At 71.4% G+C, this 24,333-nt stretch carries 23 protein-coding genes; 10 read left to right on the top strand and 13 right to left on the bottom strand.

The annotated features are described in order from the left end of the window. Positions 1 to 37: 37 nt before the first annotated feature. From ACRAKI_RS11930 to ACRAKI_RS11990, 13 genes are all read right to left on the bottom strand, one after another. Complete coding sequence (locus ACRAKI_RS11930; RefSeq protein WP_447007125.1) at positions 38 to 976, bottom strand: DMT family transporter; 939 nt, start codon at positions 974 to 976, stop codon at positions 38 to 40. Continuing rightward, complete coding sequence (sbnB, locus tag ACRAKI_RS11935; RefSeq protein ID WP_447007126.1) at positions 973 to 1,968, bottom strand: 2,3-diaminopropionate biosynthesis protein SbnB; 996 nt, start codon at positions 1,966 to 1,968, stop codon at positions 973 to 975. Before sbnB ends, ACRAKI_RS11930 begins: the two co-directional genes overlap by 4 nt. 22 nt (positions 1,969 to 1,990) lie before the next feature. Further along, a complete protein-coding gene (gene sbnA, locus ACRAKI_RS11940; protein ID WP_447007127.1) occupies positions 1,991 to 2,980 on the bottom strand; it encodes a 2,3-diaminopropionate biosynthesis protein SbnA in 990 nt (329 codons plus the stop codon). A 331-nt stretch (positions 2,981 to 3,311) separates the two neighbouring features. Continuing rightward, positions 3,312 to 5,567 (bottom strand): GAP1-N2 domain-containing protein, encoded by a 2,256-nt coding sequence (locus ACRAKI_RS11945; protein WP_447007128.1) that lies wholly within the window; start codon positions 5,565 to 5,567, stop codon positions 3,312 to 3,314. A gap of 36 nt (positions 5,568 to 5,603) precedes the next feature. Continuing rightward, entirely contained in the window at positions 5,604 to 6,572 is a 969-nt protein-coding gene (locus ACRAKI_RS11950) for an FAD-dependent oxidoreductase (protein WP_447007129.1), read from the bottom strand. Positions 6,573 to 6,659: 87 nt separating this feature from the next. Further along, on the bottom strand, positions 6,660 to 8,165 hold the full coding sequence (locus tag ACRAKI_RS11955) for a flavin-containing monooxygenase (protein ID WP_447007130.1): 1,506 nt from the start codon (positions 8,163 to 8,165) through the stop codon (positions 6,660 to 6,662). 58 nt (positions 8,166 to 8,223) lie between these two features. Continuing rightward, positions 8,224 to 8,649, bottom strand: coding sequence for a DUF3995 domain-containing protein (locus tag ACRAKI_RS11960; protein ID WP_447007131.1), 426 nt, complete (start codon positions 8,647 to 8,649; stop codon positions 8,224 to 8,226). Positions 8,650 to 8,686: 37 nt separating this feature from the next. Next, complete coding sequence (locus tag ACRAKI_RS11965; RefSeq protein WP_447007132.1) at positions 8,687 to 11,098, bottom strand: FAD-dependent oxidoreductase; 2,412 nt, start codon at positions 11,096 to 11,098, stop codon at positions 8,687 to 8,689. Positions 11,099 to 11,315: 217 nt separating this feature from the next. Next, positions 11,316 to 11,852 (bottom strand): 3-hydroxyacyl-ACP dehydratase FabZ family protein, encoded by a 537-nt coding sequence (locus tag ACRAKI_RS11970; RefSeq protein WP_447007133.1) that lies wholly within the window; start codon positions 11,850 to 11,852, stop codon positions 11,316 to 11,318. Then, on the bottom strand, positions 11,849 to 12,244 hold the full coding sequence (locus ACRAKI_RS11975) for a 3-hydroxyacyl-ACP dehydratase FabZ family protein (RefSeq protein WP_447007134.1): 396 nt from the start codon (positions 12,242 to 12,244) through the stop codon (positions 11,849 to 11,851). The genes ACRAKI_RS11970 and ACRAKI_RS11975 overlap by 4 nt, the downstream gene beginning before the upstream one ends. Positions 12,245 to 12,255: 11 nt before the next feature. After that, positions 12,256 to 12,513 carry an acyl carrier protein gene (locus tag ACRAKI_RS11980; RefSeq protein ID WP_447007135.1) on the bottom strand — a complete coding sequence of 86 codons (258 nt, stop codon included), beginning with the start codon at positions 12,511 to 12,513 and terminating at the stop codon, positions 12,256 to 12,258. Between the two features lie 48 nt (positions 12,514 to 12,561). Continuing rightward, positions 12,562 to 13,650, bottom strand: coding sequence for a beta-ketoacyl synthase N-terminal-like domain-containing protein (locus tag ACRAKI_RS11985; protein WP_447007136.1), 1,089 nt, complete (start codon positions 13,648 to 13,650; stop codon positions 12,562 to 12,564). Next, the gene (locus ACRAKI_RS11990) at positions 13,647 to 14,879 is read right to left on the bottom strand and encodes a beta-ketoacyl-[acyl-carrier-protein] synthase family protein (RefSeq protein ID WP_447007137.1); all 1,233 of its coding nucleotides are present in this window, start codon (positions 14,877 to 14,879) and stop codon (positions 13,647 to 13,649) included. The genes ACRAKI_RS11985 and ACRAKI_RS11990 overlap by 4 nt, the downstream gene beginning before the upstream one ends. Positions 14,880 to 15,130: 251 nt before the next feature. Here ACRAKI_RS11990 and ACRAKI_RS11995 point away from each other — a divergent pair, with 251 nt between their 5' ends. From ACRAKI_RS11995 to fabG, 10 genes are all read left to right on the top strand, one after another. After that, on the top strand, positions 15,131 to 16,405 hold the full coding sequence (locus ACRAKI_RS11995) for an aminotransferase class I/II-fold pyridoxal phosphate-dependent enzyme (RefSeq protein WP_447007138.1): 1,275 nt from the start codon (positions 15,131 to 15,133) through the stop codon (positions 16,403 to 16,405). Positions 16,406 to 16,477: 72 nt separating this feature from the next. Continuing rightward, positions 16,478 to 16,732 (top strand): acyl carrier protein, encoded by a 255-nt coding sequence (locus tag ACRAKI_RS12000; RefSeq protein WP_447007139.1) that lies wholly within the window; start codon positions 16,478 to 16,480, stop codon positions 16,730 to 16,732. A 67-nt stretch (positions 16,733 to 16,799) separates the two neighbouring features. Next, complete coding sequence (locus ACRAKI_RS12005) at positions 16,800 to 18,056, top strand: beta-ketoacyl-[acyl-carrier-protein] synthase family protein (RefSeq protein ID WP_447007140.1); 1,257 nt, start codon at positions 16,800 to 16,802, stop codon at positions 18,054 to 18,056. After that, positions 18,053 to 19,192: a beta-ketoacyl synthase N-terminal-like domain-containing protein gene (locus tag ACRAKI_RS12010; RefSeq protein WP_447007141.1), complete on the top strand. Its 1,140-nt coding sequence runs from the start codon at positions 18,053 to 18,055 to the stop codon at positions 19,190 to 19,192. The genes ACRAKI_RS12005 and ACRAKI_RS12010 overlap by 4 nt, the downstream gene beginning before the upstream one ends. Further along, positions 19,189 to 20,178 (top strand): beta-ketoacyl synthase N-terminal-like domain-containing protein, encoded by a 990-nt coding sequence (locus ACRAKI_RS12015; protein WP_447007142.1) that lies wholly within the window; start codon positions 19,189 to 19,191, stop codon positions 20,176 to 20,178. Before ACRAKI_RS12010 ends, ACRAKI_RS12015 begins: the two co-directional genes overlap by 4 nt. Beyond that, on the top strand, positions 20,166 to 20,984 hold the full coding sequence (locus tag ACRAKI_RS12020) for an alpha/beta fold hydrolase (RefSeq protein WP_447007143.1): 819 nt from the start codon (positions 20,166 to 20,168) through the stop codon (positions 20,982 to 20,984). Before ACRAKI_RS12015 ends, ACRAKI_RS12020 begins: the two co-directional genes overlap by 13 nt. A 33-nt stretch (positions 20,985 to 21,017) precedes the next feature. Then, entirely contained in the window at positions 21,018 to 22,016 is a 999-nt protein-coding gene (locus ACRAKI_RS12025) for a thioesterase family protein (RefSeq protein ID WP_447007144.1), read from the top strand. Next, a complete protein-coding gene (locus ACRAKI_RS12030; RefSeq protein ID WP_447007145.1) occupies positions 22,013 to 23,092 on the top strand; it encodes a beta-ketoacyl synthase N-terminal-like domain-containing protein in 1,080 nt (359 codons plus the stop codon). Before ACRAKI_RS12025 ends, ACRAKI_RS12030 begins: the two co-directional genes overlap by 4 nt. Then, on the top strand, positions 23,089 to 23,580 hold the full coding sequence (locus tag ACRAKI_RS12035; RefSeq protein WP_447007146.1) for a 3-hydroxyacyl-ACP dehydratase FabZ family protein: 492 nt from the start codon (positions 23,089 to 23,091) through the stop codon (positions 23,578 to 23,580). Before ACRAKI_RS12030 ends, ACRAKI_RS12035 begins: the two co-directional genes overlap by 4 nt. Next, on the top strand, positions 23,573 to 24,325 hold the full coding sequence (gene fabG, locus ACRAKI_RS12040; RefSeq protein WP_447007147.1) for a 3-oxoacyl-[acyl-carrier-protein] reductase: 753 nt from the start codon (positions 23,573 to 23,575) through the stop codon (positions 24,323 to 24,325). The genes ACRAKI_RS12035 and fabG overlap by 8 nt, the downstream gene beginning before the upstream one ends. Positions 24,326 to 24,333 lie beyond the last annotated feature (8 nt).

The following is a 24,333-nucleotide window of genomic DNA, read 5'->3' on the forward strand; positions in this document are numbered from 1 at the left end:
CCGCGAGGACGGCCAGGACGTTGTCGACGTGCACCGGTCAGGTGCCGACCTTCGCCGGCAACGGCGCCGGTGTGGTCGTGTCCACCCTCGCGTTGCGACCCACCGCCACGGCGCCGAGGACGACGGCGGCGGCGATGCCGGTCGCCAGGTCGATGTGCTCGCCGAGCAGCAGCACCGACCAGACCAGCGTCATCACCGGCTGGGCCAGTTGCAGGCGGCCGATGCGCGCCACGCCACCGCGGGCCAGTCCCTCGTACCAGGCGAAGAACGCGAACAGCATGCTGAACACGCTCAGGTACGCCAGTCCCGCCAGCGATTCCGCCGTGACGTCGCGCGGCGGTTCCAGGATCACCGAGACCACCGTGATGGGCACGACGACGGGCAGCGACAGGACCAGCGAGGAGCTGATCACCCGCCAGCCGCCGTACTTCCTCGCCAGCGCGCCGCCCTGGGCGTAGCCGATGCCCGTCACGACCACGGCGGCGAGCAGCAGCAGGTCGGCGAGCTGGAACTGGCCGTGGCCGCGGACGATCGGCAGGCTCAGCACCCCGGCCAGCCCGATGACCAGCGCGATCCAGTAGCTGCGGCGCGGGCGTTCACCGGCGAGCAGCACCGCCGCGCCCGCCGTGGCCGCCGGGATGAGCCCGGTCATCACCGCGCCGTGCGCGCTGTCCACCGTTTCCAGCGCCAACGACGTGAACAGCGGGAAGCCGACGACGGCGCCGAACACCACCAGCAGCATCGGCTTCAGCTCGGCCCTGGGCAGCAGCAACGGCTGCCGCTTGGCCAGCAGGATGACCGCACCGATGAGCGCGGCGATGACGGACCGGCCGAAGGCCACCGTCCAGCCGTCGAACGCGCTGTCCGCCAACCGGGTGGCGGGCAGCGTGAAGCTGAAGCCCAGCACCCCAAGGAAACCGAGGAGGACGGCGAACCGCTTCGTGCCGCCCGGCGAGGCGGGAACCGGAGTGCTCACGAGCTCCACCGCTCCGTCTCGCCGAAGAAGCCGTCGATGGGGACCGAGGCCCGCTGCTCGACCGCGCGCTCGAACACGAACCCGCCGACCGCGAGGTCCAGCACGCCCAGGCCGAACGGGGAGAAGATCCGCGGCCGGTCGGCGCCGACCGAGACCTCGCCCAGCATGAGCCCGGCCAGCGTGCCGTCGATGAAGTCGCGGCTGCCGGACGCCTGCTCCGCCAGGTGCGGCGAGGTGTTGGCGGTCAGGCAGTGGTCGACGTCGTCGAGGATGTTGTGCGAGGACAGGATGATGCCCGGGTCGATGTCCCGCAGCGACACGTTGAGCACGACCTGGCCGGGCGCGAAGGCGTTCGGGTCGGTGATGTACGGCTCGGCGGCCGTCGTCGCGAGGATCACGACGTCGGCGCCCTTGATCGCCGCCTCCAGCGAGGCCGCGGGCTGGGCGACCGCGCCGATGGTGGTGCGGATGTGGTCGCAGAACAGCCGGGCGTACTGCTCGACCTTGTCGAACACCGCGAACTCCTCGACCTCCCAGTCGCGGGCGGCGAAGAACTCCACGATGTTGCGGCCGATCACACCCGAGCCGATGACGGCGATCCGGCGCGCCTCGCGCGAGCCCAGCAGCTCTTCCGCGCCGAGCACCGCGGACGCGGCCGTGCGGGCGGCGCTGATCTGGGACGCCTCCAGGCACGCGAACGGGTAACCGGTCTCGTAGTCGTTGAGCAGCAGCACGGCGGACGCCCTGGGCACGTTCCGCTCGATGTTCTCCGGGAAGCTGCCGATCCACTTGATCCCGGCGACGTCGTGGTCACCGCCGAGGTACGCGGGCAGCGCGATGATCCGGGCGCTCGGCTTCTCCGGGAACCGCAGGAAGTAGCTGTTGGGGTTGACCGACTGCCCCGCGTGGTGGGTGAGGTACGCCGACCGCACCACCTCCACGATCTCCCGCCGCGCCGCGCTGATGATGTCGCGGGCGACGGTTCCGCCCACGACGTTGAAAGAGAACAACGTTTCAACCCCCCAAAGCGAGCGGCGTGCTCGCGAGTTCCCGATCGGTCAGTGCGCCGGGTCCGAAACGTGCGGTGACCCAGTCGTCGTTGTAGACGGTGTCGAGGTAGCGGTCGCCGAGGTCGGGCGCGATGGCCACGACGCTCGCGCCGGACATGGCGGCGCCGCGGCTGCGCACGGCGGACACCACCGAGCCGGTGGAGCCGCCGACCAGCAGGCCGTAGCGCGCGGCGATGCCGCGGCAGGCGCGCACGGCGTCGGCCTCGTCGACGAGCACGACGTCGTCCACCAGGTCGGGCGTGCAGAGCTCGGGCGTCCGGCTGGTACCCAGCCCGGGGATGTGGCGCGTCCCGGCCGGGTGGCCGAAGGTGACCGAGCCGAGCGTGTCGACGGCGATCACGCGGGTCTGGGGGGAGAACTGGCGGAAGTAGGCCGCGCAGCCCATCAACGTCCCCGTGGTGCCCGCGCCGACGAACAGGTAGTCGACCTGCTCCACGTTCTTGAGGATCGACGCGGCCGTGCGCTCCCAGTGCACCCTGGGGTTGGCCGCGTTGGCGTACTGGTTGGTCCAGGTGAGCGCGGGGTCCTCGGCCAGCATCCGCTTGAGGTGGGCGATGCGGGTGCCCAGGTAACCGCCGTTCGCGTCCCGCTCGTCGACCACGACGACCCTCGCACCCAGCGCGCGCATCGTGGCGATGCTGCGGGCGGACGCGTTGGGGTCGGTGATGCAGACGAACGGGTAGCCCTTCACGGAGCAGACCATGCTCAACGCGACGCCGAGGTTGCCGGACGACGATTCGACCACCCGGCCGCCAGGGGACAGCACACCGCTGATCTCCGCGTCCTCGATCAATGCGACTGCGGTTTTCAGCTTCACCGAGCCGGCCGGATTGAGGCCCTCGATTTTGAGGAAGATGTCCGCCTTGTCGACCCAGTCGGGTAATCGGAGGTAGATGTCATCCGTGACAATGTCGTATACGCGATCTTTGATCACATTTCCCCCATGGTCGACGACTCCTACCCGTCGATGTTTCCACTACGTTACATATGGGAATTTTTAAGGTCAATCGTGATGTAGATCACAAGTGACGGAGAGTGTTCGCCGAGTTATCCCCGTAGGATCAAAGATGTCCGCGCCGCTACGCTGTTCGGCGGCTGCATGTGCACTCTCGCATGAGTTGTGCCCGGACCTGCTGCATACCATCGTGAGCCGGCCTTGGACCGTCCGTGCACGTGGACGCTTCGGAAACACCACGCGGCGACATTGTTTCAGTCATTGAACGGTGCGTTTTGGGCGATATGACCGGCCCTCGGCGGGGTGCGTGTCACTCCTTTCCCCGCCCGAACAGCGATCGCAGTCCGCGGCGTTCGTGCCGCATCCGCCAACTCCGCCACCAAGTAGTCCAGTCCGGTTTGGGGGCGGACCCGCCGAGGGTGTTCATCATCGGCTGGAGCGATGTGCCGACCCGGTCCAGATATCTGCTCCGGCGCTTACGGAGAGCAGCGGGGAGAGTCACCTCGACCAGTGCATCCGCGGTGGGCGCATCGCCCAATCCCCGCCAGAGCACGACGAGCGCGGCGACGTGGTGCGGTGGTGCGCCGGCGAGGTGCTTGCGGGCCGCCTGCCGGTAGGCGGGGAGGAAAGCCCGGCCGTGCTCGTCCAACGCGCGGCCGAGCAGGTCGCGGTGCAGCACGGGGTCCGCGCGCAGGATGAACGACGCCACCGCGGCCAGCAGCCGGTCGCCCACCTCGTTCCGGAGGGCCACCGCGGCGGCGACGGCGGACAGCACGACCTGCGCGCTGCCGCCGCCGGGCGTCGACCCGCCCAGGTACGCGATGCTCTCGGCCGCCTTCAACCCGTCCCGGTCGCTCTTCCGCAGGTACGCCGCGAGGGGCGACCGCAGCAGCGCTTCGGCCAGCTCGGCCTCCGGACCACCGAACTCGTCCCGGCCCGCGAGGTCGAGCGCCTGCGCCACGATCCGCGCGCCCAGCCTGCTGTCCACCAGCACCTGCTCGGGAACGTGCCGGAGCAGCCGGATCGCGTCGGCCGAGGACGGCTCGTCCGGCCACAGGACCGGGCCGAGCTGCCGCCAGTCCACGGTGAGCCGGCGTGACGGGTCGGCCATCACCCGCACCTTGTCCAGCGCGCCGTGCCGGGCCGCCGCCAGGTCGGTGAGCAGCCGGACCCGCTCGCCACCCCGGCCCGCGAGCATCCGCACGACCTCCGGCGACAGCGCGGTCGCCAACCGTGCGATCTCCCGCTGGTCGACGAGCTCGCGGTCCAGCACCCGGAGCAGCGCGTCGACCAGGGGGCGCTGCTCGGCCAGCCGCTCCAGCACCGGGGGAGCCGCCCCGATCAGCGCGGGCAGCACGGCGTCCCGCGCGACCTCCTCCAGGTCCGCCGGCGTCAGGTGGGGGAGCCACAGGCGTTCCGGGTCGGCCAGGGCTGCCATGGTGTAGGCGCCGAAGAGCTTCGGCGGCACGGGCTCGCCCTGGTGCCGTGCCGTGCGCAGGACTTCCGACCACGCGACCGCGTCCGCTGGGCCGCCGCTGTCCCGCACCTGGTCCGCGATCCGCGCCCAGGCGTGCTCGGGCAGGCACCGGCGCATCCGGTCCACGGCCAGCCGCACGGCGGCGAGCAGCAGCTCTTCGCCCGGCGGGGCGGTGACGGGCAGGTCGAACGCCATCTCCAGCAGGACCGCGAACGTGTCCAGGTCCGCCGGGGTGAGCCGTGGGTCGGCGCTCGCCGCCAGGTCCAGCGCGGCGGGCACGGCGTCGCGGTCCCACAGCTGGGCCAGCGCCGACGCGTACCGGGTGCCGTCGACGTCCCGCTGCCGGCTGGTGGTCAGGTCGATCGCGGTGAAGTCGCCGTGGTCGGGCAGCCGCACGTCCGGGGTCGTGCAGTTGACGAGCAGGCCGGACGCCTCCGGCCGCGCGGTGTACGTGGTGAACGAGACGCGCAGCGCCAGCGGGTGCGGCAACGACCGGCAGGTGGCGGCGAGCCACAGGGCGGCCGACCGGTCGTCCGGCACCACCAGCACCAGCCGGCCCCGACCCGACACGAGCGCCCGCTGCGTCGCGGCGAGCACCCGTTCCAGCGCGGACGTCGCGCCCCGGCGGTCCAGGAACCGCCGGGTGCTCGACAGGTTCGTCCCGTCGCCGGGCGCGAGCGACTGCAACTCGGGCAACGCCGTGGCCTCGACCCTGCCGTCCGCCCACGTGGGGCTGCCCCACAGGTCGATCGGCAGCACGTCGCCGAGTTCCCGCTCCGCGTCGTCGAACAGCAGGGCGTGGGTGAAGTAGTTGCCCGGCCGGCCGGCGAAGTCCACGCCCGCGTACCGGCTCCGGAACACCGCCGCCGCACCGCCGGACACCACGTAGCCGAACGTGACGGGGAACCCGCGGAGGTCGTCGTCGGCCAGACGTCCCACCAGGGCCGGACCCGGCTCGTAGACGCCGGCCCGGACCGCGAGCTCCGCCAGCGGGCGAGGGGCGCCCGGCGTCATCGCGCTGACCTGGAAGCCCTGGATGCCGCCCAGGCCGTCCTCGCACGACGTGTAGTGCAGTTGGCGGACCGCCATCACCACCCCCCTCGCCCCGTGGCAACGGTAGCGAGGTCAGGAGAGGACGGCCTCCTGCGGAGCCTGGTCCACGCCGGTGCAGAGGGACTCGATCTCCCTCGCGGACCCCCAGGACTGGCTGACGCCGAAGCCGCTGTGCCCGTAGCAGTGCACGACCCGGCCGGTCGGGCGGTGCTCGACCTCCAGCCGCGCCTTGTTCCGGGCCGCGCGCAGCCCCACCCGGTGACCCAGGACTTCGGCGTCACGCAGCCGGGGCTCCGCCGCGGCGCAGCGTTCGAGGATGCCCGCCGAGTCGGCCGGGTCGGGCAGCAGGTTCCAGTTGCCGTGCTGCGACACGCCGGCGAGCAGCACCTTGTTCCCGTGCGGGAAGAAGCCGGTCCAGAAAGGGCTCTCCACGCCCTCCATGTACCAGTGGTCGATACCGGGGTTGCGGACGACCACGTGCTGGCCGCGGACCGGGAACACCTCGTCGTCGTCCGCCAGGTGCTTGGCGCCGACGCCGGTGCAGTTCACCACGATCGGCGCGGCTTCCAGGCACGCGGCCAGGTCGTCCACGTGGCGCTGGACCAGGCTGCCGCCCGCGTCGTGGAACCGGCGCGACAGGTAGGCGAGGTAGCGCGGCATGTCGATCAGGGGGACCGTCGACCACCAGCCGAGCGGGAACCTGCCGTCGAGCTCGGCCTGGTCCACCAGCTCCAGCTCCGGCAGGTGGTCGTGGAACTCCTGCCGGCTGTCGAACAGGTCCGTCACGCCCAGGCCCCGGCCCATCCGGACCCCGGTGCGGTCGTCGTCGAGCAGCGCGGTGAACTCGGTCAGGCTGACCAGGCTCCAGCGCAGCTCGCGGTCGGAGGTGTAGCCGGGCACCCACAGCCCGCTGGCCGCGGCCGACGTCGACTGCAACGGGCCGCGTTCGGCCCAGATCGCGACATCGAGGCCGGCCTCGGCGAGGCACACCGCCGTCGTGAGGCCGATGACACCTGCCCCCACTACCACCGCGTCCGTCATCTTCACTCCCGCTCTCTCGTTCGGTTGCCCAGTGGTGCGAAGCCGGTGACCCCGCCGCTCGGTGACCCGCCGCTCGGTAGCCCGACGTCAGCGGCCCGAGGCCGACGCCGTCGCCCGCTCCGGAGTGCCGACCTGGTACACGGAGGGGTCGAACGTCCTGGTGCGCCTGCGGTAGCGCCACGCCCGCTGCGGCCAGTTCGTCACCACGCGACCGGCGGCGTTCGTGTACCAGTTGCTGCACCCGGCGGTCCACGGCGTGTTGCGGAAGCTGCGTTCGATCCAGTCGACGTACTCGTCGTGCACGGTGTCGCGCACCGTCAACGAGGTGCCGGCGGGCAGCCCGGCCAAGTGGGCCACGGCCTGCTTGATGTACCGCATCTGGCTTTCGAGCATGTACGGGACGGAGCCGCTGCCGAGGTCGGTGTTGGGGCCGTAGACGAGGAACATGTTCGGGAAGTGCTTGACGCTGATGCCCAGGTACGCCTCCGCCCCCTCCTTCCACGCGTCGGCGAGCAGGCGCCCGTCCCGGCCGGTGATCTCGATGTGGCCGAGGATGTCGTCGGTGCGGAAGCCCGTGCCGTAGACGAGGACGTCGTGGGACCGGGACTTCCCGTCCACGGTCGTCACGCCGTCCGGGGTGATCTCCTCGATCCCGTCGACCACGACCTCGACGTTCGGCTGCGTCAGCGCCGGGTAGTACAGGCTGCTGAACAGCACCCGCTTGCAGCCGACCTGGTGGTCCGGGGTCAGCTTGGCCCGCAGCTCCGGGTCGGGGACCTGCTTCTCCAGCTGCTTGAGCGCCATCGACGCCATGATGTTGCTGAGCTTCGGCGAGCGCGCGAGGGCGTGCTGGCCGAACTCCAGGAACGCCCAGAAGCCGAGGCGGTCGGCCATGCGCATGGCCCTGGTGCCGAGGAAGCGCTTGAAGCCCTTGTCGTACGAGTAGTTGTGCACCGGCATGACGTACGGCGCGGAGCGCTGGTAGACCGTGAGCTTGCGGACCTGGCGCTGAAGGTGCGGCACGAACTGCAACGCGGACGCGCCGGTGCCGATGACCGCGACGTCCTTGCCGTCCAGGTCGACGTCGTGCCGCCACCGGGCGGAGTGGAACGCCGGTCCGGCGAAGTCCTCCCGGCCGCGGATCTCGGGCAACCTCGGCCTGGCCAGGGTGCCGACCGCGGGGACCAGCACGTCGCACTGCCGGCGCGTGCCGTCCTCGGTCAGCACCTCCCAGTGGCCGAGGTCCTCGTCGAACGTGGCCCGGACGACCCGCGAGTTGTACTCGATCCTCTCCGTGACGCCGTGCTCCGTGGCGACCCGCCGCAGGTAGGCCTGGATGTCCTTCTGGCCCGGGTACCGGGTGGAGAACCCGGTCTGCTTGGCGAAGCTGTAGGAGTACAGAGTGGACGGGACGTCGCAGGCCACACCGGGGTACGTGTTGTCACGCCACACCCCGCCGAGGTCCGGTCCCTGTTCGAGGATGGTGATGTCTCCGATGCCGGCCTTCTGGAGGTTCACCGCCATCCCGAGACCGCCGATGCCACTGCCGATGATGATCACCCGCGGACCGCGGGACGGCTGCCTGCTGTGCATGGTGTCCTTCTCTTCGCTGGATGGATGTTCCACCCGCCACGGACCGGACCCTGTCGGGTCAGATGACGACGACCAGGGCGAGGACGGCCAGCAGGACGCACAGCGGCGAGTAGACGAGCCGGTCCAGGCGCTGGTAGTCGGGGTTGGCGGGCTTGAAGATGTAGACGATGGGCTCGACGATCCCGCGCAGCGCCATCACCGCGACCAGTCCCCACAGACCGAGGACGTAGAGCCAGTCGGCGACGAACGGCAGTCGCAGCGACGTCCAGACGCCCGCGAGCGCCAGGTAGGCCGCGCCCACCAGCGCGACGCCGACGCCCGCCGTCACCACGTTGGGCGGGAGGGCTTCGGCGTCGGAGAAGACCTTGCGCAGCAGGTCGCGCTCATCGCGGAACGGCCACATCACACCGGCCGCCCACAACAGGTGCAGGACGCCGGCGATGGTGAGCAGGAGGGCGAGCAGGATGCCAGAGGCGACGATCACGGCTGGTGGCTCCGATTGTGCGGTGTCGGGTGGGTGGTCAGCCCGTGGGGGCCGGTGTCCGGGCTGTCGCCCGGCGCCGGGTCCGAAGCGTGCTGTACGCCAGAGGGTCCCACCCGTCCGGGCGGTCCGGCAGGAGGGACGGGTCGCCGACCACGGCCCCGGCGTACACCTCGTGCATCAACGGCCGGTCGAGGATCTGGCCGGCCGCGGCCACGCCGCTGCACATCACGCCGGTGATCCCGCTGCCGTACCTCGTGCTCTGGCCCACGACCCACAGGCCGCGGACGCTGGTGGCCGTGTCGGGGCGCGCGCCGGCGCGGCCCCAGGTCGCGACGCCGAACGGCGTGCCACCGGTGGACAGCGTGTACCGCTCCTGCGTCAGCGGCGTGCCGAGCTCGATGTGCGTGGCCCGGTCGCGCAGCGGACCGAGGACCCGTTCGCCCGCGTCCACCACGGCGTCGGTGAACCGCTGCTTCTCCGCCAGGTACCGCGCGGACCTGCGGTAGCCGGTGCCCGCGTCGGTCGGGCCGTTTTCGACGCCCCACACGCCCGGGTCCAACGGGCACAAGGTCATCAGCTCGATGCAGGACTCGCCGGGCGGGGCCAGGTGACCGTCCTTGCGCGACCCCATGGAGACGAAGAGGAACTCCACCCGCTCCGGCTGCTCACCGGCGAGCAGGCGTTGGTAGTACCGCTCGATGTCGTCGCTGCCGTACCACCAGACGTTCGCCTCGTGCCGGTCCGCCAAGTCGTCCGCGAGCGCGACGTACACCGTGGCGAACGGCAGGCCCATCCGCGCCTCGCGGGTGAACCGGGCGATCGGGCCGGGCAGGTGCTCGGCGCCGACCAGGTCCAGCATCGTCCGGCGGTAGTCCGCGTTGGACACCACGATGTCCGCGGTGATCGTCTCGCCGTCGGTCAGCCGGACGCCGGTCACCCGCCCGTCCGCGATGTCGATGCGGTCCACCCGCGACTCGGTGCGGAACTCGCCACCGTTGGCGCGCAGGACTTCCAGCAACGTCGCCGCCAGCACCTGCCCGCCCCCGAGGGGGAAGTAGGCGCCGCGGATGTAGTGGTCCGTCACGACCGCGTGCATGCCGACCGTGGCGGTGGCGGGCTCGATGCCGTAGTTGGGGGACTGCGCCGCCAAGGCGGTGCGGGCGGCGGGCGACAGGCCGCACGTGTCGAACAACGCGCTCAGCGTCCGGTTGCCCCAGACGCGGACGGCTTCCGCGCCGGCCGGGTCGGCGGCGCCGGAACCGGCCACGAGGACCGCCCGCTTCGCCTCTCCCACCGCGCGCACGACGTCGATGAACCGGTCGATCCCGTCGGCGTCGGCGGGCAGCATGCGGCGCAGCCGCTCGCGGTAGAGGTCCCAGTCCGCGGGCACCTCCAGCGTCCCGCTGGGCGTGATCACGCGGTCGAAGCAGTCGGGGTCGAGCATCCGGAGCGGGACCCGGTCCCGCGCGCCGAGGCCCGACAGCACCGCGGGGATGATGCCGTCCTCGCCGCAGTCGCCCAGGTAGTGGACGCCGGCGTCGAAGAGGTAGCGACCCCGCCTGCGGAACGCGTGGCTGTTGCCGCCGGCGACGTCGTACTGCTCCAGCACCAGCACCCGCCGCCCCGCCGCGGCCAGGTACGCGGCGGCGGTGAGGCCGCCGAGCCCCGACCCGATGACGACGACGTCCCAGTGCCGGTCCACCGGGATCACTTGGCCCCGGTGTCGAGGGCGGAGGGCAGCAGACCCACCTGCCGCGCGCACGCCGAGCTGGAACCGGGAGCGGATGCCCAGTTCCCGCAACAGGTCCGCCACGTGGCGGCGGAACGTGCGCACCGACACGCCCAGCCGGGCCGAGGCGGCGTCGTCCTTGAGCCCTTCGGCGAGCAGGGCGACGACCTGCACCGTCAGCGGGCGTTCCGCGATGCGCGTCAACCGCTCGTGGTCCTCCAGCGAGACGCCCTCCGACCAGCGCTCGTGGAACAGCGAGCGGACCAGGTCGGAGGTGTGCGGGCAGTCGCTCATCATGGCCCGTCCGCCCTCGGGGCTCGGACCGCTGAGCACCCGGTGGTCGTCCACGATCAGCAGGTCGCGCCCCGGCGACGGCACGATGCGCAACTGCACACCGGGCTGCGCGCACAAACCGGGCGCGTGCCGCGCGATGTCCGCCTCGGCGGCGGCGAGCACCGACACCGAGATCCCGTGCCGCGTCTCGCCGATCGAGCCGACGACCTTGGCGAAGTGCGAGGTGCCGACCATGCACCGGACCGATTTCGTGGCGTTGGAGAGCAGAGCCCGGGTCGCCTCGCGCAGCGCGGCCACCGTCGGCAGGGGGGTGACCCCTCGGGTCGTGTTCCGCGTGACGGCGGAATCGACGAGTTGGCGTACTTGCAGCAGGACCGACGCGGCGTCGAACTCTTGCTCGACGGGGCTCAGGTGGCCAGGGGGCATGCGGGGTGAATCCTCTTCCGTCCGACCGCGCCCGGCGACGACAGCAGGGCATGAGGTACGTGAGTGCGGGCGCTTGGGTTGCCGCCCTGATGTCATCACCACTCTATTGGCACCTCTCGTCGGGGAAGAGTTGCGCATGTGAGGCATTCTCGCGGTCCTCGGTGCACAAACAGGAATCCGTTGCGCTCGGCCGGACGGGTGTAATACCGGTGTCCGGTCAGCCTAATTCGGGTGTTGATGGTGCACGGAGCGCTACCAGAAATGCCATCGGACGCCTGATCACGATGCCCCGATCGACCATCAGCGTCACTTCGTTGTTCACACAAGTTCTTCCGGAAAGCACCATGGTGTCGCTTTGCGCCGTGTCGATCCGGACCGTGTGCACCATTGTGTCGCCGGGTGTCACCGGCCGGACGAGCGTCACGTCCCCGTAGCTGCCGAGCATCGGCACCCCGGCCCGCCCGACGGTCGTCGACCGACCGGCGGTCTCCCTGGTGGCCTCCGCTGCGGCCTCTGCGGCCCAGGTCGCCAGCACCAACACGGCGGCGGCCTGGTTCCACGACTCCAGCAGGAGCGGCAGGGGATAGGACAGGTCAGGGCCGGTCGAGCCCCGGTACCAGGGCTCGGTGTACGTCACGGCCTTGACCGCCTCGACCGACTCACCGGGCGTCAGCTCGGTGACCCGGTCGATCAGCAGCATCGTGTCCCGGTGCGGGATGACGCTTTCGATCCACCCGATGTCGAACCTGCTCACGGTGTCGACTCTGCGGGCTCGTACCGCAGCCGGACGCGCGCGCTCTCACCGCGCGGATTGCCGACCACGGCCCGGCAGCGCCATGCGCCGTCACGCCGCTGCCAGGACATCTCGACCGTGATCACGTCGTCGGGATACACCGGCTGGAGGAATCGTGCCGTCTCGATTGCCGCCAAACGGTGCTCGACGGTTGCGCGTTCCGGGTGGGTGGCCAGCGCGCTGCGGTGGACGCTTTCGATCACGCACACACCGGGCAGGATCGGAAAACCCGGGTAATGGCCCTCGAAACACGGTTCGTCGGCGGTGATGTGCAGACTGGTCCGGGACACCGGGGTCTCCGACGTCGGATCGGTGTCGGCCACCACGGTCACCGCCGCCCGCACGGCGCGCACGGAGAGGTCGTTCACGCCAGCGCCTCCGCCTTGGCCGAGACGAGCGCCCAGACCTCCGCGAAGCTGCCCATGCTCGCCGTCTCCTCCTCCGCGAGCTTGATGCCGTACTCGCGCTCGATCGACACCATGACCTCCAGCGACAGCAACGAGTCGACGCCGAGGTCGTCGACGAAGCTCGCGTCGTCGGTCACCGAAGCGACCGGGACGTCGAGCGCGTCGGCGACGATCTCGCGCAGGCCTTCCTTGTCCACGTTCTGGGTGCTGGTCATCGTGTCCTCACAAGTGGTCTCGGGTAACGGTGGTCTCGGGTGACGTGGTCAGGAGGTCGGCAGGAGCCGGAGCAGCGCGCAGCCCACCGCGCCGGTCGGGTCGATGGCGGTGATCAGCGCTACCCGGCCCGCCGCGGAGTCGTCCTCGGCCGCGTGCACGAGCGCGGCGACGACGGCGAACATGGCGGTGGCGGCGGAGGTGTCGCCCAGCAGGTCGTCGCAGGTGTGGGTGCGGAAGTCCGTGCCGAGCACGCCCGCCACCGCTTCGGACTCGGTGCCCGCGGACCGGCTGGGCAGGTGCGCCCAGACGTCCCCGGCGTCGGTGCGCGTGTCGTGCAGGGTCCGGCGGACGCAGTCGGCCAGCACCTCGCGGGCGTCGTCGGGCCGGCGGGCCACGCCGAAGCGCACGCCGAGGATCTCGGCCAGCGCCGGACCACCGTCCGAACCGCCGCCGACCTCCACGACCGCGCAGCCCTCGCCGAGCCGCGCGGTGTCACCGGGGTCGGTCAACGCGCGCAGGTCCGCGCGCGCGGTGGAGTGCTCCTCCGCCGCGCCGCACAGGACGGTCTCCGCGCGGCCGGTGAGGAGCAGCCGGCGCGAGTAGTTCAGCGCGTGCAGACCCGCGACCCGGCCACCGCCGACGGTCGCGTTGGGGCCCCGCAGCTGGAACCAGATCGCGGCCCGGCCCGCGGCGCAGTTCATCACCGTGTTGGGGAACTTCGCGGGGTCGACGAAGAACGGCTTCTCCCCGTCGAACGTGCTGCGGGTGAAGTCCATCATCGACTGGGCGCTGCCGGTGGTCGTGCCCAGCACGAGACCGCGCTCGGCGACGGGCGCGTCGGCCTCGAACGGCGCGACGTTGGTCGGGTCCCCGGTGACCAGGCCACCCACCGTCGCCACGGCGAGCGCCGTCACGCGGTCCAGCGACCGGGTGCCCTTCTTCCCGAGCAGCGTGCGCACCGGGAAGGAGGGGATGACCGCGGCACGCCCACCGTGCTCGGCGGCGAAGGCGTCGGCCGGGTCGGGCTCGGGCAGGGTTCGCGTCAGCAGGCCCGACCGGTGCGCGTCGGGTCCGATGCCCAGGGTGGAGATGGCCGACCAGGACCGGATGACCGGGGTGCGGGCGGGGCTGCTCACGACTCGTACCTTCCCAGGATGACGACGGAGTTGTTGCCGCCGAAGGCCAACCCGTTGTTCTGGACCACTCGCAGGTCCGCGGTGACGGAGTGATTGGGGACGCAGTCCACGGCGCACTCGGGGTCGGTCTGCTCGTGGTTGATCGTCGGCGGGATGAAGCCGTGCTCGATGGCCAGCGCGCAGCCGATGGCGCCCAGGGCGCTGGCCGCGCCCATCGAGTGGCCCAGCATCGACTTCATCGACACCGTGCGCGGCATCTCCTTGCCGTAGACGTCGCGGATGGCGCTGGACTCGGTGACGTCGTTCGCCGCCGTCCCCGTGCCGTGCGCGGAGATGAGGTCGACGTCGCCGGGCTTCACGCCGGCGTCGGAGAGGGCCAGCCGGACGCAGTCCGCGATCCGGTCCTGGAACGGCGCCACCGGGTGGTGCGCGTCGCAGTTGAGGCCGTACCCGAGCACCTCCGCGTGGATGCGCGCGCCGCGCGCGAGCGCCGAGTCCAGGGCCTCCAGGACGAGGATGCCGCCGCCCTCGCCGGTCAGGATGCCCTTGCGGCCGACGTCGAACGGCTGGCACACCTCGGGCGCGATGGTGCCCAACCGGTAGAAGCCCGCGAAGGTCTTCCGGCACACGGCATCCGCGCCACCGCACAGCGCGATGTCGGCCTCGCCCAGGCGGATGGCGTCCAAGCCGTACCCGATGGCGTAGTTCCCCGCGGCGCACGCGGTCGCGATCGTGATCGTCTCCGCCTGCGACAGGCCGAACTCCTGGGCCACCGCGGCGGACAGCGTGCCGACCGGGACGCGGCGGGCCATCGCCTCCGGCGAGTCGGCGACCGGACGGCCGACCTCGTGCTCGACGATGTGGTCGAGCTCGTGCGCCTCGCCGTCGGTGGTGCCCACCGCGATCAGCGTGCGCGCGTTCGCGAGGTCTGCCGAGGACAGCCCGGCGTCCGCGGTGGCGAGCCGGGCGGCGGCCAGGGCGAACTGGGTCGCTCGACCCACGTCCTCCGTGGCGACTTCCTGCTGCCAGCGGGTCGGGTCGAAGTCGGCGACCTCGCAGCCGTTCGAGTGCTCGAAACCGCTGGTGTCGAACAGTTCCATCGGACGGGCGCCGCTTCTGCCCGCGCGCAGACCGTCGAGGAAATCGGTGACGCCGGTGCCGATGCTGGACACCGGGCCGAGTCCTGTGACGACCACTCGGCGCACGGTGCCGCCGTGACCATCGCTCATTTCGGGCTCCCGGAGGCGTTCTGGACGGGCCGCGCCCGCGATCGGACGCGCCGGACGTGCAAGGCGCACAGTAGGGACCGCGTCGGGTCCTGACCTAGCGATGCGGACCCGCCTCGCATGAAGCTGCTATCCGGCGGCGGCCCGCTCTGCATGATCTTGACAACCTTGGGCCGCGAACGGCCAACCGGCCGCCGGCGCGTCTACGGTCGGCCTCGATGCGATTCCGCTCCTTCTCCGAGTCGAGGTAGGCGATGACGACGAGCACTTTCGACGGCAGCACAGCGGCGTTACCCGGGAGCACGTCCGCGCCCGCCGCTCCCGCTTGGCGTTTCGGGGAGTTCGCCGAGGGTCTGCGTCAGATCGGCCTCGGCCACATGCCGCACACGGAGGGCATGTCGGGCATCCCCGAGGTCATGATGGGCGGTCGCAAGCTCGTCAACTTCGCGCCCGTGAACTTCCTGAACCTGCACAGCCGCGACGACGTCATGGGCGTCTTCACCGACGCGGCGCGCACCTACGGCCTGGCCACCGGCGGCGCCCGGATCAGCCAGGGCGTCACCAAGCCGCACGTGGACATGGAAGCCGAGCTGTGCCGCATCCTGGGCAAGGAGCGGGCCGTCGGCTACGCCACCGGCCTGGTGGCCAACATCGGCTTCATCCACGGCATGTCCAAGAGCATCAAGTGGACCGACGGCCTGGAGATGGACCACAGCGACGTGGTCTTCGTCTACGACCGCGAGAGCCACTGGAGCCTGTGGAAGGCCGCCGACCACCTCAAGTACGGCGAGCGCCTGTTCTCGTTCAAGCACAACAACGCCGAGGACCTGGAGAAGGTCCTGCAGCGACTCCAGGGCAAGCGGGTCGTCGTGGTGTTCGAGAGCGTGTACTCCCTTGACGGCTCGGTCGCTCCGATGCACGACATCGTCGACGTCTGCGAGCGCTACGGCGCGCTGTCCTTCGTGGACGACGCCAACGGCTTCCTGGTCTACGGCCCCGCGCACCGGCCGTTCGCCGAGGAGTACGCCGGCATGCTCCGGTCGACGTTCATCATGGTGTCGCTGAAGAAGGCCGTCGGACTGGAGGGCGGACTGATCGTCGGCCCCAACGACCCCATCTTCTCCCTCGAACTGCTCGGCATGACCTCGGCGTTCACCGCGCAGGTCCAGCCGCCGACCGCGGCCACCGCCGCCTACGCGATGCGCCTGCTCACGCAGGACGAGCCCAAGATCGTCGACAACTACCTCGACCGGGTCGAGAAGTTCCGCGGCCTGCTGTCGGAGGAAGGTGTCCGCCTCTACCCGACGCCGTCGATCATGACGTCGCTGCACGTCGGCTCCGAGGAGAAGGGCATGCGGCTCAAGGCGAAGTTCCTGGAGCACGGCTACCGCATCCCGATCTACGTCTTCCCGGCCGCCAAGAAGAACAACAGCGTCATGCGGCTCATCCTGAACGCGTCCCACACGGACGAGCACATCGACGGCTTCATGACGCTCCTGCGGAAGTTCAAGGGCGAGTTCGACCTCTGAACCGGGTCCGGTCGCGCGACCGGACCCCACCGCGCCCGTCCCCCTTTGGAAAGCACTACGGAAGGAATACCCATGACCGCCAGCGTCGATCAGCGAGTGGACCGCATCAAGGAGATCGTCTGCGACATCCTCGAACTGGAGCACGACGAGGTCACCGACACGGGCCTGTTCAAGGAGGACTACGGCGCGGACTCGCTGCTGTCCATCGAGATCCTCTCCTCGCTGGAGAAGGAGTTCGGCATCGTCATCGACCAGGCCGAGATGTCCCGCATGGTCAACATGGAGGGCGTCGTCCAGGTCGTGACCGAGGCGATCGACAGCAAGTGACCGTGGCGCGGCCCAGGGTGCGGCGGCGGTCCACGCGACCGCCGCGAACGAGTGGAGTTGGCGTGTGATGACCAGTTCTGTGGCAGGCGGGTCGCGGTCCATCCGCGATGACGACGTCGTGGTCACCGGGATCGGTGTGATCTCCAGCATCGGGACCGGTGTGGACGAGTTCGCCGCCGGTCTGCGCGCCGGGCGCAGCGGTGTCTCCCCGATCACCGCGTTCGACACCTCCGGGTTCGACCACGCCAACGGGTGCGAAGTGACCGACTTCGACCCCGGGCCGTGGGTGCGCACGCTCGACCCCGCGTCCCTGGGCCGGGCCGCGCAGTTCTCCGTGTCGGCGGCCAGGATGGCCGTCGAGGACGCCGGCATCGACGCGGCCGAGCTGGCCGCCAAGCGGATGCTGGTGTCGATCGGCACCACCGACGGCGAGTCGGCCGACCTCGACCGCGTCGTCGCGGCGGAGATCGCGGGCGGCGCCGAGGCGGTGGACCCGGTCGTGGCCGGCCGGACGTCGGCGAGCAGGCTCTCCGTCGCGGTGGCCCGCGAGCTGGGCCTGGTGGACGTGGAGGCGATGACCATCGCCACCGCGTGCGCGGCGGGCAACTACACGATCGGCTACGGGTACGACGCCGTCCGGTCGGGCGAGGTCGACATGGTGCTCTGCGGCGGCGCGGACGCGTTGTGCCGCAAGACCTTCGCCTCGTTCTACCGGCTCGGCACCATCGCCCCCGACGTGTGCCGGCCGTTCGACGTCGACCGCCAGGGCATCCTCACCGGTGAGGGCGCCGGCGTGCTGGTCCTCGAACGGTGGGCCGACGCGCGCAAGCGGGGAGCGCGGGTCTACGCCCGCATCCTCGGCTACGGCCTGAACTGCGACGCCACCCACCAGGTGGCGCCGGACCAGGACAGCGTGGCGCGCTGCATGGCGCTGGCGCTGGAGAACGCGGGCGTGAAGCCGGACGAGGTCGAGCTGATCTCCGCGCACGGCACGGGGACCAGGGCCAACGACCTGACGGAGTCCAGCGCCATCCGCGAGGTCTACGGCGGCAAACCACCCCGCACGATCTCGATCAAGTCGATGCTCGGGCACGCGATGGGCGCGGCGAGCGCGTTGGGCGCGATCGCGTGCGCCCTCGCGATCCACCGCGGGTTCATCCCGCCGACCATCAACCACCGCACGACCGATCCGGAACTGGGCATCGACTGCGTACCGAACACCGCACTCGACGTGGCGCCCGCGATCGTCCAGAACAACGGCCTGGCCTTCGGCGGGAACAACGCCGTGGTGATCCTGGGCAGACACGAGGAGGAGAACCCGTGAGCAAGCGATGGGCGATCGCCGGCGTAGGGGCCCTGTCCAGCGTGGGGCGGACCGCCGAGGAGATGTTCGACAACCTCTGCGCGGGCAGGACCGGGCTCGGCCCCCTCCGCGCGTTCACCGCGGAGTGGTACACCGCCGGGCACCTGCACGAGATCGACGACCTGGAGACCTACCCGGACGTCGAGGGCCGGGCCACCCGCTTCCTGCTGGACGCCGTCGGCCAGGCGCTGGACGACGCCGGGATGCCGCACGACCTGGCGGGCGTGCCCGTGCTGGTCGGCACCGGGCTGCGCGAGCTGCGCAGCGTGGAGCTGTGGGCGCGCGGCCGGACCAAGGCCGACGAGCAGCGGCTGCACTTCGGCACCGCGCTGCGCGAGCGGTTCGGCGCCGACGACACCCACACCTTCTCCAACGCCTGCTCGGCATCGCTCTACGCGCTGTCGCTCGCCGTCGACATGCTCGACTCCGGCGAGCACGACACCGTGGTCGTCGCGGGCACCGACTCGATCACCGAGTCGATGTTCGGCGTGCTCGACCGGCTGCAGTCCGTGCCCCCCGAGCGGCTGCGCCCGTTCGACGTCAACCGCAAGGGCACCATCCTCGGCGAGGGCGCCTCGGCGATCGTGCTGCGCCGCGAGGACGCCGCGTCCGGCCGGGTCCGGGGCTGGCTGCGCGGTGTGGCCATCAACTGCGACGCCTTCCACGCGACCGCGCCGGAGCCGGGCAGCATCGCCGAGGTGATCCGCGACGCCCACGCCGCGGCGGAGGTACGCCCCGACGAGGTCGACCTCGTGCTGCTGCACGGGACCGGCACCATGGCCAACGACACCGGCGAGGCGACGGCCATGGCCGAGGTCTTCGGCACCGAGGTCAAGCACCCGGTGATGACGGCCATGAAGTCGATGACCGGCCACACCTCCGGTGCGTCCGGCCTGCACTCGCTGATCATGGCGCTGAAGAGCATCGAGCAGGACCGCGTCAGCCCCACGCTGCACCTGGAGGACCAGATCCCGGTGGCGGCGGACTTCCGCATCGCCACCCGGGAACACCTCGGTGAGGGCCTCTTCGTGGCCCAGGTCAACGGTTTCGGCTTCGGCGGCGTCAACGCCGTCGCCATCGTGGAGGGAACGCGATGACCGCAGTACAGGAACGCGCGGACGTGCAGGATCGCGCCGCGGTGCAGGTCGTCGTGACGGGCGTCGGCTTCGCCCTGCCCGGCGTGGCCGAGCCCGGCGAGCTGGAACCCGGCCGGGACGCCGCCGCCGAGCCGGTGGACCCCGCCGCCCACCTGGGCCGGAAGGGCCTGCGGTACAAGGACCACGCGACCCGGCTGGCCCTGGTCGCGGCGAAGGCCGCGCTCGTGCGCTCCGGGCTGTGGAACGAGACCGACGGGCTGACCGTCGACCCGCGCGACGTGGCCGTGCTGGCCAGCTCCAACCTGGGCAACCTCGACTCCGTCGCCGAGGTGGCCGCGCTCATCGGCCGCGAGGGCGGCACCCGGCTCGTCAGCCCCATCTCCACCCCGAACCTGTCCAGCAACGTGGTGTGCGCCGACGTGGCCATCCGGTTCGGCCTGCGCGGGCCGAACATGATGGTCTGCAACGGCGCCACCTCCGGGTTGGACGCCCTGCGCTGGGCCGCGACCTGGCTGCGCTCCGGGCGTGCCCGCCACGCCCTGGTCGTGGGCGTCGAGCCGGACAACGACGTGAGCCGGGCGTACGCCGGCGGCCAGGTGCTCGACGGAGCCGTGGCCGTCGTGGTCGAACGTGACGACAGCACGGCCGGGCGCGCCGTCCTCGGCGAACTCGGCCCGGTGGCGCGGTCCGGCCGGTTGGACGACTCCGTCGCCGCCGCGGGCGGGACCGACGCCGCCGCGCGGGTCTGGTTCGTGCCCGAGGGCGACGGTATGTCCTCCGCGGTGCTGCCCGAGGCCGAGCGCGTGGACGTGTCCCGAGGTTGGGGCCGCACGTCCGGCGCGCACGGGCTCCTCCAGATCGCCGTGGGCACCGCACGGCTGGCCGCCGGGGCGTCCAGCGTCGTGGCCACCTGTGGCGGACCGGCCGACGACGCGGTCGCGTCCGTCGTCCTCCGCGCGCCGCGGAGCGAGCCGTGCCCGGCCTGACGGCCACCCGACCCGGCGTCGACGTCCACACACCCCTGGTCCTGCTGCCGCGGACCACGCCCGCCCGCTCCGGCGCACCGAGGGTGCTGCTGCTGCACGGCATGGCGAACAACGGCAACGTGTGGCAGCCGCTGTGCGAGGAGGCCGGGGACGAGTGGGAGATCTGGTCGGCCGAGCTGCCGTGGCGCAACGAAGGCGTCGGACCGTGGGCGCACGACGAGGACTCCGCGCGCTGGGTGGCGGAGGCGCTGACCGGCGTCACCGGGTCCGCGGGTCCGATCGACCTCGTCGTGGCGCACTCGTTCTCCGCCTCGCTGCTGCTCCGCGTGCTCGCCGAGGCGCCCGCCTCCCGTCCGCGCGCCGCCGTCCTGGTGTCGCCGTTCTACAAGCCGTCCCCGGACGACTTCGACTGGGCGATGCTCACCGGCCTGGCGACCACGTTCGTGAACGCCATGCGGGAGGGCATCCGGGTCGCGGCGGCCGGCCGGGGCAACCCGGACCTGCACGACGCGGCGGCGCTGCGGGTGTGCGAGCGGATCGGTCCCTACGCGTGGACCCGGTTCCTCCAGACCTACCTGAACTCCCCCTGGGTCGACCTGGACCGCCTGGACCTGCCGTGCCTGGTCCTGGCGGGTGAGGACGACCTGATCGCCCCGCCGGGCGACGCCGAGTCCCTCGCGCGGCGGCTGCCGTCGGCGCGGCTCGACCTGCTGCCCTCGTGCGGCCACTTCCCGATGGCTCAGGAGGCCGGCGCCTTCACCAGGAGCGTCGCCGACTTCCTCGCCACCCTCCCGCCCCTGCCCTGACCCCGAACCTGTGAAACGGAGACGAGAACCGAGATGACCAGCATCGAGGTCAAGACGCTGCTGTCGGAGACGACGAGCGTCACCTACACGCCCGGCTACGAGGGCGCCAACATCGGCACCATCATCGGCTTCAAGCACGTGAACTACCTCGTGGAGAAGGCGGTCATCGAGCACTTCCGCCGCAGCGGGCTCGCGGTCGGCGCGCTCTACGAGAACTGCGGGGTGGGCTTCGACGTCATCGACGTCCGGACCAAGCTCAGCGCCGCGCTCCTGGTCGACGACGACGTCGACGCCGTGGTGACGCCCACGACCGGCGAGACCGGCAACACCGCCTCGTTCTCCGTGGAGCTGACGGTCCAGCGCGACGGCGCGCCCAAGCGCGCGGTGCGGTCCAAGGTGCAGGTGCAGTTCCGCCGCGACGACGACGAGCGCCGCATGACCAAGCGCGCCCCGCTGCCCGAGGGCCTGGACCGCTTCGTGGTCGACCGCATCGGCGGCTCCGAGCCCGGCGCGGCGGTCACCGAGCACGGCGCGCCGCTGATGTCCGGCGCCTCCAGCGACGACGACCCGGTCAGCCGCAAGCTGGTCGAGGGCCGCAACGCCTACGCCTGGCGGTTCAAGGTCCCGTACCCCTACATCCACTTCTTCGAGCGCCTGCAGATGTCGGCCTACCTGCGGCTGATGGAAGAGGCGAAGTACCGCTTCGTCGAGGCGCGGGGCTGCTCGATCGGCGGCATGCTCACCGAGCGCAACTGGATCCCGGCGGTGTCCGCGAACTCGGTGACGATCATGGACGAAGTCCTCATGGAGGAGGACCTCTACATCGTCTACTCGGTCAAGGACATCTTCAAGAACATGCTCTACACGGCGACGATGGACTGCTACGTCGTCCGCGACGGCAAGCTCGTCCAGACCGCCACCGGCGAGATCACGCACTGCTACGTGATGGTGGAGAACGGCAAGGAGGCCGTGATGGTCCCCTGGGACGAGCGCGTCGTGACCGCCTTCTCCTCCGCACCCACGCAGGCATGAGCGCGCCGGTCATCACGGCGTGGTCGGCGCTGTCACCCTTCGGCGGGGACACCGCCGCCTTCCGTGACGGCGTCCTGGCCCTCCCCGCCCTCCCCGCCACTTCCGCCGGGGAGCCGGGTGCGGACGCACGCCCCCTGCTGGTCCCCGGCTTCGACGTGAAGCAGGCGTTGGGGCGACGGGGAACCCGCGCCATGGACCGGGCGACGGCCCTGGCCGTGGTGGCCGTGCGCGACCTGCTCGACTCCGTCCCCGACCGGCGCGAGCGCGCCACGGGCCCCACGGGCGCGATCGTGCTGGGGACGACCACGGGCAGCGCGGCGTCGGCGATGCAGATCACCCGCGACTCCCTCACCGGGGAGAAGCCGTTCTACGTCGAAGCCGCGCGCGTCCCGAACGCGATCATGAACTGCCCGGCCGGCCAGAGTGCCATCTGGCAGCAGGTCAAGGGCCCCAACACGACGCTGGCGGGTGGCCGCGCCGCCGGTCTGCTGGGGCTGCGGTACTCGCGCCGACTGCTGGACGCCGGCCGGGCGTCGGCGGTGCTGTGCGGCGCGGTGGAGGAGTTCAGCCCGCAGCGGCAGCTGTTGGAGGAGTGCGGCCGGCCCGCCGCCGGCGAGCCCGTCCGGCTCGGGGAGGGCGCCGCCATCCTGATGGTGGAGCACGCCCTGGCGGTCGCCCCGGAGGACGTCCTGGCAGAGGTCCTGGCGGTGGAGTCCGGGGTGCACGGGCCGGAGGACGCGGCGGACCGCATCGCCAACTGCGTCACCAGGACCCTGGACGCCGCCGGCGTCGCGCCGGAGGAACTGTGGGCGGTCAGCACGGTTCCCCGGACCGCCGAGGACCGGCGCGTCGAGACGCGGGCGCTGGACGCCGCCCTGGGCCCGGCCACTCCGACCCGGTTCCCGCTGGAGTCGCCCTGGGGCGACGCCGGCGCCGTGACGGCCGTGTTCCAGATCGCGTCCGTCTTGGCCACCGCCCACCGCGAAGGCGGCGCGGGCAGACCGGTGCTGATCCTCGCGGTCGACCCGGACGGCCTGCACGCCGCCGCCATCCTGAGGATCGGAGAACCCACGTGATCGACGCCGACGGCATCCGAGCCGTCCTCCCGCACCGCCCGCCCATGCTGCTGGTCGACCGCGTCGAGGAGTGCGTCGACGGGGTGAGCATCCGCGCCGTCCGCCGGGTGGAGGCGGCCGAACCGTGGTTCGCCGCGTCCGGCGCGCCCGTCGCGGACGCGTACCCGCAGGCGTTGATGCTGGAGTCCTGGGCGCAGACGGCGGGGGTGCTGGTGACCAAGGAGTCGCCCAACCCCGATGTCCTGAGCGGCACCGTCATGCTCTTCGGCTCGGCGTCGGGCGTGGAGTACCACGGGCGCGTGACGGCCGGCCAGGTGATGGAGCACCACGTGACCATCGGCAGGGTCATCGGCGATTCCGTGGTCGCCGGCGGGAAGACCGTCGTCGACGGCGAGACGGTGATGACCGTGGACCAGATCATCATGATGTTCCAGCCCGCGAGCGTCTTGCGCCCGCAGGCTGTCGGCAAGGAAGAGAGCCATGCCTGACATGCAGGGAAGTGCCCCGGTCGCCTTCGTCACCGGCGGTTCGCGCGGTATCGGGCGGGCCGTGGTCCGCAGGCTCGCCGAGGACGGCTTCGACGTCGCCTTCTGCTACGCGGCCAACACCGACGCGGCGACCGCGGTGGAGAAGGAGGTCGCCGAGCTCGGCCGGACCGCGCTGGCGATCCGGGCGGACGTCGCCGACGCGGCGTCGGTGCGCTCGGCCGTGGCGGACACCGAGTCCACCCTCGGCCCGATCACCGCGGTGGTGACGTCGGCGGGCATCACCCGCGACAACCCGCTGCTGCTGATGAAGGACCACGAGTGGAACGACGTGATCAGCGTCAACCTCGACGGGGTCTACAACGTCTGCCGCGCCGTCGTCTTCGAGATGATGAAGCGCAAGCGCGGCTCCATCGTGAACCTGTCGTCGGTGGCCGGCGTGTACGGCAACGCGACGCAGTCCAACTACGCCGCGTCCAAGGCGGGCATCATCGGCCTGTCGAAGTCGCTGGCCAAGGAGCTGGGCCGGGCCAACATCCGGGTCAACGTGGTGGCGCCCGGTTTCATCGAGACCGACATGACGGCCGCGGTCGACCCCAAGGTGCTGGAGAAGATGCTCGGCAACATCCCGCTGAAGCGGGTGGGCACGGCCACCGAGGTGGCCGACCTGGTGTCGTTCCTGACCTCCGACCGCGCGGCCTACATCACCGGCGGCGTCTTCCAGATCGACGGCGGCATCAGCATCTGAGGAGCGAC

Source organism: Saccharothrix isguenensis, assembly GCF_052936305.1.

Bases quoted from the DNA above. Each gene is read 5' to 3' on its own strand.
- ACRAKI_RS11945 (WP_447007128.1), bottom strand. From the start codon at position 5,567: ATGGCGGTCCGCCAACTGCACTACACGTCGTGCGAGGACGGCCTGGGC.
- ACRAKI_RS11950 (WP_447007129.1), bottom strand. From the start codon at position 6,572: ATGACGGACGCGGTGGTAGTGGGGGCAGGTGTCATCGGCCTCACGACG.
- ACRAKI_RS11955 (WP_447007130.1), bottom strand. From the start codon at position 8,165: ATGCACAGCAGGCAGCCGTCCCGCGGTCCGCGGGTGATCATCATCGGC.
- ACRAKI_RS11965 (WP_447007132.1), bottom strand. From the start codon at position 11,098: ATGCCCCCTGGCCACCTGAGCCCCGTCGAGCAAGAGTTCGACGCCGCG.
- ACRAKI_RS11980 (WP_447007135.1), bottom strand. From the start codon at position 12,513: ATGACCAGCACCCAGAACGTGGACAAGGAAGGCCTGCGCGAGATCGTC.
- ACRAKI_RS11990 (WP_447007137.1), bottom strand. From the start codon at position 14,879: ATGAGCGATGGTCACGGCGGCACCGTGCGCCGAGTGGTCGTCACAGGA.
- ACRAKI_RS11995 (WP_447007138.1), top strand. From the start codon at position 15,131: ATGACGACGAGCACTTTCGACGGCAGCACAGCGGCGTTACCCGGGAGC.
- ACRAKI_RS12000 (WP_447007139.1), top strand. From the start codon at position 16,478: ATGACCGCCAGCGTCGATCAGCGAGTGGACCGCATCAAGGAGATCGTC.
- ACRAKI_RS12005 (WP_447007140.1), top strand. From the start codon at position 16,800: ATGACCAGTTCTGTGGCAGGCGGGTCGCGGTCCATCCGCGATGACGAC.
- ACRAKI_RS12015 (WP_447007142.1), top strand. From the start codon at position 19,189: ATGACCGCAGTACAGGAACGCGCGGACGTGCAGGATCGCGCCGCGGTG.
- ACRAKI_RS12025 (WP_447007144.1), top strand. From the start codon at position 21,018: ATGACCAGCATCGAGGTCAAGACGCTGCTGTCGGAGACGACGAGCGTC.
- ACRAKI_RS12030 (WP_447007145.1), top strand. From the start codon at position 22,013: ATGAGCGCGCCGGTCATCACGGCGTGGTCGGCGCTGTCACCCTTCGGC.
- fabG (WP_447007147.1), top strand. From the start codon at position 23,573: ATGCCTGACATGCAGGGAAGTGCCCCGGTCGCCTTCGTCACCGGCGGT.